Consider the following 12654-nt stretch of genomic DNA (forward strand, 5'->3'; position numbering starts at 1 on the left):
GGGGAACGGCGGTAGAGGTGCTCAACGACCGGGACCACACACGGGTGCACCGCGAAAACGCCGCTGCCGCCCGAACCTTGCGGTTCGCGCGGCAGCGGCAGGCAGGTCGACGAACGGCCCAGGTCGGGTCAGACGTTGAAGCCCAGGGCGCGGAGCTGGTCGCGGCCCTCGTCAGTGATCTTGTCGGGGCCCCACGGCGGCATCCAGACCCAGTTGATCCGCAGGTCCTTGACCAGGCCGTCGGTGGCGGTCCTGGCCTGGTCCTCGATCACGTCCGTCAGCGGGCAGGCCGCCGAGGTGAGGGTCATGTCGATGGTGGCCACATCGGCGTCGTCGATGTGGACGCCGTAGATCAGGCCCAGGTTGACGACGTCGATGCCCAGTTCGGGGTCGACGACGTCCATCAGGGCCTCGACGAGGTCCTCGACGGCGACGGTGCCGGCGCTGGTGCCGACCGGGCCGGCCGGGGCGGTCTCCTCTGCGGGGGAGGTGGTCTCTTCGGTCATGGCGGGTGTCCTCCTCTGCGGTGTCAGTCGGTGGCGGGGTGCTCGGCGAGGGCCTTGGCGGTGGCGTCCTTCCAGGCCATCCAGCTGAGCAGGGCGCACTTGACCCGGGCCGGGTACTTGGAGACGCCGGCGAACGCGACCGCGTCCTCCAGCACCTCCTCGTCGCCCTCGCCCTGGCCCTTGCTCTGCATCAGCTCCAGGAAGGCCTCCTGGACCGCCTGGGCCTCGCCCACGGTCTTGCCGACCACCAGGTCGTTCAGCACCGAGGCGCTGGCCTGGCTGATCGAGCAGCCCTGGGACTCGTAGGAGACGTCGACAACGGTGGAGCCGTCGAGCTTCACCCGCAGGGTGATCTCGTCGCCGCACGTCGGGTTGACGTGGTGCACCTCGGCGTCACCGTCCCGCAGCCCCTTGCCGTGCGGGTTGCGGTAGTGGTCCAGGATGATGTCCTGGTACATCGAGTCGAGCTTCATGGTCGCGTGCCCCGTCCTCAGCCGAAGAAGTTCCGGACGTGGTGGAGGCCCTCCACGAGCGCGTCGACCTCGCCCGGCGTCGAGTACAGGTAGAACGACGCCCGCGTGGTCGCAGGAATTCCGTACCGCAGGCAGACCGGCCGCGCGCAGTGGTGGCCGACGCGCACGGCGATGCCCTGCTCGTCCAGCACCTGGCCCACGTCGTGCGGGTGGATGTCGCCCAGCGTGAACGAGATCGCCGCACCGCGGTCGACGGCCGTGCGCGGGCCGATGATCCGCAGGTCCGGGACCTCCAGCAGCCGCTCGAGCGCGTACTCGGTGATGGCGTGCTCGTGGGCGGCGATCCGCTCCATGCCGATGCCGGTCAGGTAGTCGACGGCCGCGCCCAGCCCGACCGCCTGGGCGATCGGCGGGGTGCCGGCCTCGAACTTGTGCGGCGCCGGGGCGTAGGTGGACGAGCCCATGGTGACGGTCTCGATCATCTCGCCGCCGCCGAGGAACGGCGGGAGGTCCTCCAGCAGCTCCTGGCGGCCCCAGAGCACGCCGATGCCGGTCGGCGCCAGCATCTTGTGGCCGGTGAAGGCGACGAAGTCGGCCTCCAGCGCCTGGACGTCCAGCACCATGTGCGGCGCGGCCTGCGAGGCGTCGATCACGACCAGCGCGCCGACCGACTGGGCCTTGCGCACGATGGCTTCGACCGGGTTGACGGTGCCGAGCAGGTTGGAGACCAGGGTGAAGGAGACCACCTTGGTCTTCTCGGTGATCAGCTCGTCGATGTTGGACAGGTCGAGCCGGCCCTCGTCGGTCAGCCCGAACCACTTCAGCTTCGCGCCGGTGCGCTGCGAGAGCAGCTGCCACGGGACGATGTTGGAGTGGTGCTCCATCTCCGTGATGACGATCTCGGACTCGGCGTCCACCCGGTACGGCTCGTCCGCCCAGGTCAGCATGTTGGCGACCAGGTTGAGCGACTCGGAGGCGTTCTTGGTGAACACCACCTCGTTGCGGCTCGGCGCGTTGACGAAAGCCGCGACCTTGTCCCGGGCGCCCTCGTACAGCGCCGTGGCCTCCTCGGCGAGCACGTGCACGCCGCGGTGGACGTTGGCGTTGTGCCGCTCGTAGTAGGCGTTCAGGGCGTCGAGCACCTGGCGGGGCTTCTGCGAGGTGGCCGCGTTGTCCAGGTAGACCAGCGGCTTGCCGTCGTGCAGCAGCCGCTGCAGGACCGGGAAGTCCTTGCGGATCGCGTCGGTGTCGAGCAGGCCCGACAGGACCGCCGACTCGTGCGTGGAAGAGGTCACTCGGACGCGCCACCCTTCACATAGGCCTCGTAGCCCTCCGCCTCCAGCTTGTCGGCCAGCTCGGCACCGCCGGACTCGACGATGCGGCCGCCCGCGAAGACGTGGACGTGGTCGGGCTTGATGTACCGCAGGATGCGGGTGTAGTGGGTGACCAGGAGGGTGCCCACCTCCCCGGTGGAACGGACCCGGTTGATGCCCTCGGAGACGACCCGCAGCGCGTCGACGTCCAGGCCGGAGTCGGTCTCGTCGAGGATCGCGACCTTGGGCTTGAGCAGCTCCAGCTGGAGGATCTCGTGGCGCTTCTTCTCGCCGCCGGAGAAGCCCTCGTTGACGTTGCGCTCGGCGAAGGCCGGGTCCATCTGGAGGGCGGCCATCGCCTCCTTGACCTCCTTCACCCACAGCCGCAGCTTGGGGGCCTCGCCGCGGACTGCGGTGGCGGCGGTGCGCAGGAAGTTGGAGACCGAGACGCCGGGGACCTCGACCGGGTACTGCATGGCCAGGAAGACGCCGGCCCGGGCGCGCTCGTCGACGGACATCTCCAGGACGTCCTCGCCGTCCAGCAGCACCGAGCCGCCGGTGACGGTGTACTTGGGGTGACCGGCCAGGGAGTAGGCCAGGGTGGACTTGCCGGAGCCGTTCGGACCCATGATGGCGTGGGTCTCGCCCTGCTTCACGGTCAGGTCGACGCCCTTCAGGATCTCCCGGGGACCGTTCTCGGCCTCGACGGAGACGTGCAGGTCGCGGATTTCAAGGGTAGCCATGTGTACTCAGGACTCCTGGTTGACGGAGACGAGCACATCGTCCCCTTCGATCTTTACGGGGTAGACAGCGACCGGCCGGGTGGCGGGCAGGCCGGAGGGCTTGCCGGTGCGCAGGTCGAAGCTGGAGCCGTGCAGCCAGCACTCGATCATGCAGTCCTCGACCTCGCCCTCGGACAGCGAGACGTTCGCGTGCGAGCAGATGTCGTTGACCGCGAACACCCCCTCGTCGGTGCGGACGACGGCGACCGGTACGCCGTTGAGGTCGACGCGCTTGGGCACGTCCTCAGCCAGTTCGCTCAGCGCACAGGCGCGAAGGAAGCTCATGGGTGTCAGACCGCCGCTTCCAGCTCGGCCTCGATCTTCTCCATGAGGTGGTCCTGGATCTCGGCGACGCCGATCTGCTGGACCAGTTCGGCGAAGAAGCCGCGCACCACCAGGCGGCGGGCCTCGTCGGCCGGGATGCCGCGCGAGCGCAGGTAGAAGAGCTGCTCGTCGTCGAAGCGGCCGGTGGCGGAGGCGTGGCCGGCGCCGACGATCTCGCCGGTCTCGATCTCCAGGTTCGGCACCGAGTCGACCCGGGCGCCGTCGGTGAGCACCAGGTTGCGGTTGAGCTCGTAGGTGTCGGTGCCCTCGGCGGCGGCGCGGATCAGCACGTCGCCGATCCACACCGCGTGCGCGTCCTGGCCCTGCAGCGCGCCCTTGTAGACGACGTTGGAGCGGCAGTGCGGGGTGTCGTGGTCGATGACCAGACGGTGCTCGAGGTGCTGGCCGGCGTCGGCGAAGTAGAGGCCGAGCAGCTCGGCCTCGCCACCGGGGGCGGCGTAGTTGACCCGCGGGTGGATCCGGACCACGTCGCCGCCGAAGGTGACGACGACGGACTTCAGCGAGGCGTCGCGGCCGACCAGCGCGGTCTGCTGGGCGACGTGGACCGCGTCGCGCTCCCAGTCCTGGACCGAGACGAAGGTCAGCTTGGCGCCGTCGCCGACCAGCAGCTCGACGTTGGCGGCCCGGGTGCCGGTGCCGGTGTGGTTGATCACCACGACGGCCTCGGCGAACGGCTTGACGTCGACGACCACGTGCGCGAAGCGGGTGCCGCCCTCGCCGTGCACGTCGATCCGCACCGGTTCGGTGATGACCGTCTCCTTGGGGACGGTGACCACGAGCGCCTGCTCGAAGGCGCTGAACGCCTGCGCGGCGACCCGGTCGACCGGCTTGCCGGCCTTGCCGAGGCGGGCGTCGTCACGGCCGACGGTCTCGGCGGTGACCCCCTCGGGCAGGCTCAGCTCGACCTTGTCCTCGCCCTTGTCGGCGGTCGCGGCGGTGCCGTCGTGCAGGCCGCCGAGGCGGTGCAGCGGGGTGAACCGCCAGTCCTCCTCGCGGCCGGTGGGCACCGGGAAGTCCGCGACGTCGAAGGACGGCGCGACCGCGACGCGCGCGTCGATCGGCTGCCGGACACTGTCCCGACCGGTGCCGGGACCGGCGAGCTGGGCGCCGGCACCGGCGGTGCCGACCTCGATCGAACCGGCGGTGGTGGAGCCGGAGTTGTTCTGGACGTCAGCCATGGCTGTTCGTTGTGCTCTCTTCCTCAAAAAAGTGTCGATGGACGGCGGGCGGCCGGCGGGTCAGCCGACGGAGCCCTCCATCTGCAGCTCGATCAGCCGGTTCAGCTCCAGCGCGTACTCCATCGGCAGCTCGCGCGCGATCGGCTCGACGAAGCCGCGGACGATCATCGCCATGGCCTCGAACTCGGTCATGCCGCGGCTCATCAGGTAGAAGAGCTGGTCCTCGCTGACCTTGGAGACGGTCGCCTCGTGGCCCATGGACACGTCGTCCTCGCGGACGTCCACGTAGGGGTAGGTGTCCGAGCGGGAGATGGTGTCGACCAGCAGCGCGTCGCAGAGCACGTTGGACTTGGCGCCCTTGGAGCCCTCGCCGATCTCGATCAGACCCCGGTAGGAGGTCCGGCCGCCGCCGCGCGCCACCGACTTGGAGACGATGTTGGAGGAGGTGTTCGGCGCCATGTGGACCATCTTGGCGCCGGCGTCCTGGTGCTGCCCCTCGCCGGCGAAGGCGATCGACAGGGTCTCGCCCTTGGCGTGCTCGCCCATCAGGTAGACGGCCGGGTACTTCATGGTGACCTTGGAGCCGATGTTGCCGTCGACCCACTCCATGGTCGCGCCCTCGTACGCCACGGCGCGCTTGGTGACCAGGTTGTAGACGTTGTTCGACCAGTTCTGGATGGTCGTGTAGCGGCAGCGGCCGCCCTTCTTGACGATGATCTCCACGACCGCCGAGTGCAGCGAGTCCGAGGAGTAGATCGGCGCGGTGCAGCCCTCGACGTAGTGGACGTAGGCGTCCTCGTCGACGATGATCAGCGTCCGCTCGAACTGGCCCATGTTCTCGGTGTTGATCCGGAAGTAGGCCTGGAGCGGGATGTCGACGTGGACACCCTTCGGCACGTAGATGAAGGAGCCGCCGGACCACACGGCCGTGTTCAGCGCGGCGAACTTGTTGTCACCGGTCGGGATGACGGTGCCGAAGTACTCGTGGAAGAGCTCCGGGTGCTCCTTGAGCGCGGTGTCGGTGTCCAGGAAGATGACACCCTGCTCCTCCAGGTCCTCGCGGATCTGGTGGTAGACGACCTCGGACTCGTACTGGGCGGCGACACCGGCGACCAGGCGCTGCTTCTCCGCCTCCGGGATGCCCAGCTTGTCGTAGGTGGCCTTGATGTCCGCGGGCAGGTCCTCCCAGGACTCGGCCTGCTTCTCGGTGGAGCGGACGAAGTACTTGATGTTGTCGAAGTCGATGCCGGAGAGGTCGGAGCCCCAGGTCGGCATGGGCTTCTTGCCGAACAGCTTCAGGCCCTTGAGACGCAGGTTCAGCATCCACTCGGACTCGTTCTTCTTCGCCGAGATGTCGCGGACCACGTCCTCGCTGAGCCCACGCTTGGCCCCGGCGCCGGCGACGTCCGGGTCGGCCCAGCCGTACTCGTAGTTGCCCAGGCCGTCGAGCTCGGGGTGCGAAACGGTGTCAGTCATGCGAGCTTCCTAACGCGCGGACGCTGAATCATCGGTGGACGTACCGGCAGTCGGCGCGGCATCGGTGTCCCGGCCCGCGGCGGAGCGCAGGGCGGGCGACGATGCGGCACCGGGTGCCGGCACATAGGTCGTGCAGACCCCGTCGCCGTGGGCGATGGTGGCCAGCCGTTGCACATGGGTGCCCAGCAACTGGGAGAAGACCTCGGTCTCCGCCTCGCAGAGCTGCGGGAACTGCTCGGCGATGTGCGCGACCGGGCAGTGGTGCTGGCAGAGCTGCGCGCCCGCCGGGGCCTGGGCCGCGGCAGACGGGACCCGCCGCACCGTGGCAGCGTACCCGTCGGCACTGAGCGCCTGGGCCAGTGCCTCGGTGCGCTCGCCCGCTCCGGCGGAGCTGAGGGCCTCGCCGTACTTCTCCGCCTGCCGGCCGAACCGGGCCCGGGCGAAGGCGGCGACCGCCTCCTCCCCGGCCTTGCCGCCGCCGACCGCGTCGGAGATCCAGCGCAGGGCGTCGGCGGCGAGCTGGTCGTACGCCTGGTAGAAGGCGTCGCGACCACCGTCGGTCAGGGCGAAGACCTTGGCCGGACGGCCCCGGCCGCGGCTGCCGTAGACCCGCTGCTCGCGGGACTCGACCAGGCCGGCGGCGGTCAGGCCGTCCAGGTGACGGCGGACGGCCGCGGTGGTCAGACCGAGCCGGCTCGCCAGGTCGGCGGCGGAGGAGGGACCGTGGTCCAGGATCGACCGGGCGACCCGGTCCCGGGTGGCCCGGTGGCCGTCCAGCAGCACCTCTGCCGCCGTCGCGGGCACGGCGCAGCCGGGGGCCGACTCGGCCTCCTGCTGCGTGGAGTGCTCGCGCATGTTTTTCACAACACCAGTGTTGCGTAATTCCTTCCGACAGGACAAGCCGTGACCCAGGCCTCACCCGTGGCATCTGTCACGCAGGTTAGCCTTACCTGACCTGCGGAAATGATCACCAAACCCGGTGTCGGGGCCATCCGTTGGCCCCTCTTAGACTCACAGGCATGCAATCCGAACCCGCGGTCCAGATCACCGGGCTGGTCAAGCGCTACGGCGAGAAGACCGCGGTGGACGGTCTCGACCTGCGCATCGACCGGGGCACCGTCACCGCCGTCCTCGGCCCGAACGGCGCCGGGAAGACCACCACCGTCGAGACCTGCGAGGGCTACCGCCGCCCCGACGCCGGCACCGTCCGGGTGCTCGGCCTCGACCCGGTCGCGCAGAACGCCGAGCTGCGCCCCCGGATCGGCGTGATGCTCCAGTCCGGCGGCGTGTACGCGGGCGCCCGCGCCGTCGAGATGCTCCGGCACACCGCGAAGCTGCACGCCGACCCGCTGGACGTCGACGCGCTGGTCGAACGGCTCGGCCTGGGCTCCTGCGGCCGCACCACCTACCGCCGCCTCTCCGGCGGCCAGCAGCAGCGGCTCGCCCTGGCGATGGCCGTGGTCGGCCGCCCCGAACTGGTCTTCCTGGACGAGCCCACCGCCGGACTCGACCCGCAGGCCCGCCGCGCCACCTGGGAGCTGGTCCGCGACCTGCGCCGGGACGGCGTCACCGTGGTCGTCACCACCCACCACATGGACGAGGCCGAGCAGCTCGCCGACCGGGTCGCGATCGTCGACCGGGGCCGGGTGATCGCCGGCGGCACCCCGGAGGAGCTGTGCCGCGGCGGCGCCGAGTCGAGCGTGCGCTTCGACGGCCCGCCCGGGCTCGACCTCACCACCCTGCTCAAGGAGCTGCCCGAGGGCGCCACCGCCGCCGAGCCCTCCCCCGGGAGCTACCGCATCGAGGCGCCGGTCGACCCCCAGCTGCTCGCCGCCGTCACCGCCTGGTGCGCGGCCACCGGCATCCTCCCGGAGCGGCTCGCGGTGCAGCGCCGCAGCCTCGAAGACGTCTTCCTCGACCTGACCGGACGGGACCTGCGCTCGTGACCGACTACTCCCCCCGTCCCGGAGCGGCGCCGGTCGGCCGGATGCTGCTGGCCCAGACGGCGTTCGAGACCCGGATGCTGCTGCGCAACGGCGAGCAGCTGCTGCTCACCGTGGTCATCCCGACCGTGCTGCTGGTGCTCTTCTCCGCGGTGGACATCGTCGCCGTCGAGGGGCCCGGCAAGCGGGTCGACTTCCTCGCGCCGGGACTGCTCGCGCTGGCCGTGATGTCGACGGCCTTCACCGGGCAGGCCATCGCCACCGGCTTCGAGCGCCGCTACGGCGTGCTGAAGCGGCTGGGCGCCAGCCCGCTGCCGCGCTGGGCGCTGCTGACCGCCAAGACCGGCTGCGTCCTGGTCACCGAGGCGCTCCAGGTGGCGCTGCTGTCGGTGATCGCGCTGGCCCTCGGCTGGTCGCCGCAGGGCAACCCCTTGACCGTAACCGCCCTGCTGGTGCTCGGCACCGCCGCCTTCTCCGGGCTCGGCCTGCTGATGGCCGGCACGCTGAAGGCGGAGGCGACGCTGGCGGCCGCCAACCTGGTCTTCGTGCTGCTGCTGCTCGCGGGCGGGGTGGTCGTGCCGCTGTCGAAGTTCCCGGCGGCGGCGCAGTCCGTCCTGGAGCTGCTGCCGATCGCCGCGCTGTCGGACGGTCTGCGCTCGGTGCTCCAGGACGGCGCCGGGGTGCCGTGGGCCGACCTCGGCCTGCTGGGCGGCTGGGCCGTGCTCGGCCTCGCCGCCGCCGCGCGCTTCTTCCGCTGGGAGTAGCCCGGCCGCGTGACACGACACGACGGCCCCCCGGTCCATCAGGACCGGGGGGCCGTCGGCGTTGCTACCGCCTCGGTGCGCGAGGCGCCGCAGCTCAGCCCTGGTCGCCGCCGCGACGACGGCGGGCGAGCAGGACGAGCGCGCCGCCGAGGAGCACGACACCGCCGCCGACGGCCGCGATGACCGGGGTGGCGTCGCTGCTACCGGTCGCGGCCAGCGCCGGGCCGGCCGGGGTCGGCGAGGAGGTCTTCGGCGGGACGGGCGCGGCGGTCGACGGGGTGGCCGTCGGCGTGGCCGGCCGGCTCGGCGTCACGGTCGGGGTGACCGGGGGCGGGGTCGGCGTCACCGTCGCGGTGGGGCTCGGCGTCGGCGTCACCGTCGCGGTGGGAGTCGGGGTGGGCGTCACCGTCGCCGTCGGGGTCGGCGTCGGGGTGACGGTCGGGGTGGGGGTCGGAGTGGGCGTCGGGGTCGCGCAGACCTCGATCGTCTTCGTCTCCGTCTTGTTCCAGTCCGCGTTCTTCGGGTCCTCGGTGGTGGTCACCACCAGCGTGGCCTTGATCGGCGCGCTGTGGTCCTTCACCGGGAAGGTCTGCTTGAAGGTCTTGCCGAACTCCTTCTGGTCCAGCACCTTCTCGCCGTCGACGGTCAGGCTGACGGCGTTCTTGACGCCCGCCTTGTCGCTGTAGTTGGCGAGGTCGATCACGATCTTGTCGCAGGTGACCTGCCAGGTCGGGACGTGGGCCGAGGCACTGGTCGCCAGCGCCACCGGCAGCAGGACGGCCGCCACGGCCGTTCCCGCGATCGCCGCACTGCCGATGCCTATCTGCCGCCGCTGTCGCGCCATTTCGTAGTTCCCTCCGAACGGTCTTGTGCAGCAGGCGCATTGAGTGGAACAGCGGTGGGCCCGCTACGACTGTCCGGGGGACTCTACCGGCAGCCCCCTACCGCTCCACACCCCGCTGCACGTCCGGATTTCGACTTTCCGGTGACATCCGGATGTGCTTCGGCGCCCGCGCAGGCCCGTCAGCTCGGGCAATGGCGCTGCCACCGACCCGAATGGACACGGTCAGGGTGGCCGAAAGACTGCACCCCTGGTGATCATTTTCGATCACCAGGGGTGCCTGAAGGAGCAAAACGGGTCATGCCCCTTCAACCGGTACGGAGCGGACCGCCACGGGTCGCACGGGTCAGACCCGGCCGGCCGCCTTGCGCCGACGCGCGACCACGACCAGCGCGCCACCGGCGGCGAGGGCCAGGCCACCGGCGATCGTCAGCGGCACGACCGGGCCGGAGCCGGTGTGGGCGAGGCCGCCCTCGGTGACGGCACCGGCCGACGGGCTCGCCGAGGCGCCCGGCACGGCAGCCGAGGCGGAGGCGCTCGCGGACGGGCTCGCCGACCCGCTCGCGCTCGGCCTGGCGGTGGCCGGGACGGACGGGCTGCCCGAGGCGCCCGGGGTCACCGAGGGCGCCGGGGTGCCGGTCGTGCCGGGGGTGGTCGGCGGCGTGCTCGGGGTCCCGGTGGAGCCCGGCGTGCTCGGGGTGACGCTCGCCGACGGCGTACCGGTCGGCGGCACCACCGGCGGCGTGGTGGGCGGGGTGCTCGGCGTCGTGGGCGGCGTCGTCGGCGGGGTGGTGGGCGGCGTGGTCGGCAGGCAGCCGGTGAAGGGGTAGTGGTGCGTCTCCGCACCGCCCTTGCCGGTCAGCGACTTGACGATGACCGAGCCGTTCACCGGGGCCGCCGAACCGAGGTCGAACGCCGCGTTCGGCGCCAGCACGGTGCCGGACCAGGCGGCCTGGCTGTTCTTGACCACCTTGGTGGCGGTCGGGAAGTTCCAGAGCAGCTTGGAGCGGATCGCCCCGCCGTGCGCGCTCTGCAGCTTGTCGTCCAGGACGTAGGCCTTCTTGCCCTCGTCCCAGAGGAAGAAGCCGGTGGTCTTCGCGGCCGCCATGTCGTAGGAGTCGCCGGTGACGGTGACCACGGTGACCGAGCCGGCCGGCACCTTCACGAAGATCCCGGTGGCGCCCTGGAGCGCGGCGGCGGAGACGGTGAAGCTGTTGAAGGCGGCGTCGCCGCTGGTGAGGTAGAGCTCCTTGCCCTTGGCCTCGACCGTGGCGCCGGCGGTCTGCGGCGTGCCGGCCAGGGTGGTGGACACGGCGCGGACCCGGGCGAACTCGGCGGCGAAGTCGATCGGCGACTTGCCCTGGCCGACCGTGCCCTGGTGGGCCTGGATCACGGCGCCCTCGGCCTTGGAGCCGTAGACGCCGTTGCCCTTCATCACCTGGGTGTTGTGGCCGGTCAGCTTGCCGGCGACGACCAGGGCGTTGCCGCCCGGCAGCGCCTTGACCTGCTCGGGGGTCAGCTCCTGGCCGACCGAGAAGCCGCCGGTGAAGTCGGCGTTGCCGCCGACCGCCACCGCACCCTCGGCGTCCGGCGTATGGGTGTCGTCACCCTCGACGAACTCCCCGTAGAGGTTGGCGACCCCGAGGTTCAGGCACTGGGTCGGGGCGGCCTGGGCGGCGGCCGGGGCGACGAGCCCGGCCAGAACGAAGGATCCGCCGAGCGCGAGCGCTGCGGCGGGAACGGATATGCGCATGTGCAGGATCTCCGCTTGCGTGCGGGGGTGTGGGAGGGGTCCGGAAAAAGGTATGGACCAAACCGCACTCTTTCGGCCATGTAGGCAATTGGTCAAGACCAATGACTGCATTGACCGAATGATCCGCTTTGCCCCGTCATGCCCTTGATGGATTTGCCGCCAAGTCGACACCGGGCACCCAAGGCCGCCCACGGATGCGCGCCGCCCCCACGCCCGCCCCCGCCCCAAGATCGGCTGTAAGGCCGCATACCATGGACGCCGTGCCTAACACCACCCCCTTCTCCCTGCTCGCCGAGCGCTGGCAGCCCTCCGCCGCCATGGTCAAGCGCGCCGCGTTCGCCGCGCTGGTGATGAGCGTGGTGATCGTCGTCACCGGCGGTGCCGTCCGCCTCACCGCCTCCGGCCTCGGCTGCACCACCTGGCCGCGCTGCACCGACGAGAGCCTCACCCCGACCGCCGAGATGGGCTTCCACGGCGTCGTGGAGTTCACCAACCGGATGCTCACCTATGTACTGAGCGCCGCCGTCGGCTGGGCGATCGTCGCCGCGCGCTGCGCGCGGCCCCGGCGGCGTGGCCTGACCAAGCTCGGCTGGGCCCAGTTCTGGCTGGTGATGAGCAACGCCGTGCTCGGCGGCATCACCGTGCTGACCGGCCTCAACCCGTACACGGTGGCACTGCACCTGATCGCCGCGATGGCCCTGGTCTGGGTCGCGACCCTGATGTGGGAGCGGTCCAAGGAGGGGGACGGCCCGGCCCGGCCGCTGGTGGCCGAGCCGATCAAGCGGCTCTCCTACGCCCTGGTCGGCGTGATCGGCCTGCTGGTGGCCGCCGGCACCCTGGTCACCGGCGCCGGCCACCACCCCGGGACGCCCAAGGACAACAAGATGGTCCCGCGGATCCCGCTGGACTACGACCGCCTCGCCCAGGCCCACGCCGACCTGGCCTTCCTCTCGATCGGCCTCTCGATCGCGGTGGTCTTCGTGTTCGCCGCCGTCAAGGCCCCGCCGGCCGCCCGGGCCCGCGCCCGCGAGCTGCTGGTCGGCCTGCTGCTCCAGGGCGTGATCGGCTTCGTCCAGTACTTCACCGACGTCCCGGAGCTGCTGGTCGGCCTGCACATGCTGGGCGCCACCCTGATCTGGATCGCCGCCCTGCGCATCCCGCTCGCCCTGCGCGCCCGCGAGGACGCCCCGGCCCAGGACGCACCGCCCGCCCGCACCCCCGAGCCCGCGACCGCCTGACCCCGGCACCCCCGGCACCTCTCGGGCCACGTCACACGCAGC

General features: G+C 71.2%; 13 protein-coding genes. 3 read left to right on the forward strand and 10 right to left on the reverse strand.

Annotated elements, in window-relative coordinates:
• Positions 1-128: 128 nt before the first annotated feature.
• Genes BI06_RS14980 through BI06_RS15015 form a run of 8 tightly spaced genes read right to left on the reverse strand, consistent with a single transcriptional unit; the run spans position 129 to position 6928 of the window.
• Positions 129-506 carry a metal-sulfur cluster assembly factor gene (locus tag BI06_RS14980; protein ID WP_082558492.1) on the reverse strand — a complete coding sequence of 126 codons (378 nt, stop codon included), beginning with the start codon at positions 504-506 and terminating at the stop codon, positions 129-131.
• Between the two features lie 23 nt (positions 507-529).
• Entirely contained in the window at positions 530-979 is a 450-nt protein-coding gene (sufU, locus tag BI06_RS14985) for a Fe-S cluster assembly sulfur transfer protein SufU (protein WP_030394945.1), read from the reverse strand.
• Positions 980-996: 17 nt separating this feature from the next.
• The gene (locus BI06_RS14990; RefSeq protein ID WP_030394946.1) at positions 997-2244 is read right to left on the reverse strand and encodes a cysteine desulfurase; all 1248 of its coding nucleotides are present in this window, start codon (positions 2242-2244) and stop codon (positions 997-999) included.
• Between the two features lie 26 nt (positions 2245-2270).
• A complete protein-coding gene (sufC, locus tag BI06_RS14995) occupies positions 2271-3035 on the reverse strand; it encodes a Fe-S cluster assembly ATPase SufC (protein ID WP_030394947.1) in 765 nt (254 codons plus the stop codon).
• A 6-nt stretch (positions 3036-3041) separates the two neighbouring features.
• A complete protein-coding gene (locus BI06_RS15000) occupies positions 3042-3359 on the reverse strand; it encodes a bifunctional 3-phenylpropionate/cinnamic acid dioxygenase ferredoxin subunit (RefSeq protein ID WP_030394948.1) in 318 nt (105 codons plus the stop codon).
• A 5-nt stretch (positions 3360-3364) separates the two neighbouring features.
• The gene (gene sufD, locus BI06_RS15005; protein ID WP_030394949.1) at positions 3365-4597 is read right to left on the reverse strand and encodes a Fe-S cluster assembly protein SufD; all 1233 of its coding nucleotides are present in this window, start codon (positions 4595-4597) and stop codon (positions 3365-3367) included.
• A gap of 60 nt (positions 4598-4657) precedes the next feature.
• A complete protein-coding gene (sufB, locus tag BI06_RS15010) occupies positions 4658-6073 on the reverse strand; it encodes a Fe-S cluster assembly protein SufB (protein WP_030394950.1) in 1416 nt (471 codons plus the stop codon).
• Between the two features lie 9 nt (positions 6074-6082).
• Complete coding sequence (locus tag BI06_RS15015; protein ID WP_051741072.1) at positions 6083-6928, reverse strand: metalloregulator ArsR/SmtB family transcription factor; 846 nt, start codon at positions 6926-6928, stop codon at positions 6083-6085.
• Positions 6929-7092: 164 nt separating this feature from the next.
• On the opposite strand from BI06_RS15015, the gene BI06_RS15020 reads away from it, so the two are divergent.
• Both BI06_RS15020 and BI06_RS15025 read left to right on the forward strand, forming a co-directional pair.
• Positions 7093-8019, forward strand: coding sequence for an ABC transporter ATP-binding protein (locus BI06_RS15020; protein ID WP_030394952.1), 927 nt, complete (start codon positions 7093-7095; stop codon positions 8017-8019).
• A 41-nt stretch (positions 8020-8060) separates the two neighbouring features.
• Positions 8061-8780 (forward strand): ABC transporter permease, encoded by a 720-nt coding sequence (locus BI06_RS15025; RefSeq protein WP_051741328.1) that lies wholly within the window; start codon positions 8061-8063, stop codon positions 8778-8780.
• Between the two features lie 94 nt (positions 8781-8874).
• Here the strand turns inward: BI06_RS15025 and BI06_RS49495 are convergent, their stop codons facing one another.
• Positions 8875-9624, reverse strand: coding sequence for an LAETG motif-containing sortase-dependent surface protein (locus BI06_RS49495; RefSeq protein ID WP_037780468.1), 750 nt, complete (start codon positions 9622-9624; stop codon positions 8875-8877).
• A 343-nt stretch (positions 9625-9967) separates the two neighbouring features.
• Positions 9968-11374, reverse strand: a complete 1407-nt coding sequence (locus BI06_RS15035; protein WP_043468568.1) for a choice-of-anchor A family protein — start codon at positions 11372-11374, stop codon at positions 9968-9970.
• Positions 11375-11625: 251 nt separating this feature from the next.
• Between BI06_RS15035 and BI06_RS15040 the strand changes: the two genes are divergently transcribed.
• Complete coding sequence (locus tag BI06_RS15040) at positions 11626-12612, forward strand: heme A synthase (protein WP_037780471.1); 987 nt, start codon at positions 11626-11628, stop codon at positions 12610-12612.
• Positions 12613-12654 lie beyond the last annotated feature (42 nt).

This window comes from Kitasatospora sp. MBT66 (assembly GCF_000710405.2).
In the GTDB taxonomy this organism is placed as follows: Bacteria; Actinomycetota; Actinomycetes; order Streptomycetales; family Streptomycetaceae; genus Kitasatospora; species Kitasatospora purpeofusca.

What these genes read in the sequence shown, in the direction of transcription:
- BI06_RS14980 (WP_082558492.1), bottom strand. Translation starts at nt 506, where the DNA reads ATGACCGAAGAGACCACCTCCCCCGCAGAGGAGACCGCCCCGGCCGGC.
- sufU (WP_030394945.1), bottom strand. Translation starts at nt 979, where the DNA reads ATGAAGCTCGACTCGATGTACCAGGACATCATCCTGGACCACTACCGC.
- sufC (WP_030394947.1), bottom strand. Translation starts at nt 3,035, where the DNA reads ATGGCTACCCTTGAAATCCGCGACCTGCACGTCTCCGTCGAGGCCGAG.
- BI06_RS15000 (WP_030394948.1), bottom strand. Translation starts at nt 3,359, where the DNA reads ATGAGCTTCCTTCGCGCCTGTGCGCTGAGCGAACTGGCTGAGGACGTG.
- sufD (WP_030394949.1), bottom strand. Translation starts at nt 4,597, where the DNA reads ATGGCTGACGTCCAGAACAACTCCGGCTCCACCACCGCCGGTTCGATC.
- sufB (WP_030394950.1), bottom strand. Translation starts at nt 6,073, where the DNA reads ATGACTGACACCGTTTCGCACCCCGAGCTCGACGGCCTGGGCAACTAC.
- BI06_RS15015 (WP_051741072.1), bottom strand. Translation starts at nt 6,928, where the DNA reads ATGCGCGAGCACTCCACGCAGCAGGAGGCCGAGTCGGCCCCCGGCTGC.
- BI06_RS15020 (WP_030394952.1), top strand. Translation starts at nt 7,093, where the DNA reads ATGCAATCCGAACCCGCGGTCCAGATCACCGGGCTGGTCAAGCGCTAC.
- BI06_RS15025 (WP_051741328.1), top strand. Translation starts at nt 8,061, where the DNA reads ATGCTGCTGGCCCAGACGGCGTTCGAGACCCGGATGCTGCTGCGCAAC.
- BI06_RS49495 (WP_037780468.1), bottom strand. Translation starts at nt 9,624, where the DNA reads ATGGCGCGACAGCGGCGGCAGATAGGCATCGGCAGTGCGGCGATCGCG.
- BI06_RS15035 (WP_043468568.1), bottom strand. Translation starts at nt 11,374, where the DNA reads ATGCGCATATCCGTTCCCGCCGCAGCGCTCGCGCTCGGCGGATCCTTC.
- BI06_RS15040 (WP_037780471.1), top strand. Translation starts at nt 11,626, where the DNA reads ATGGACGCCGTGCCTAACACCACCCCCTTCTCCCTGCTCGCCGAGCGC.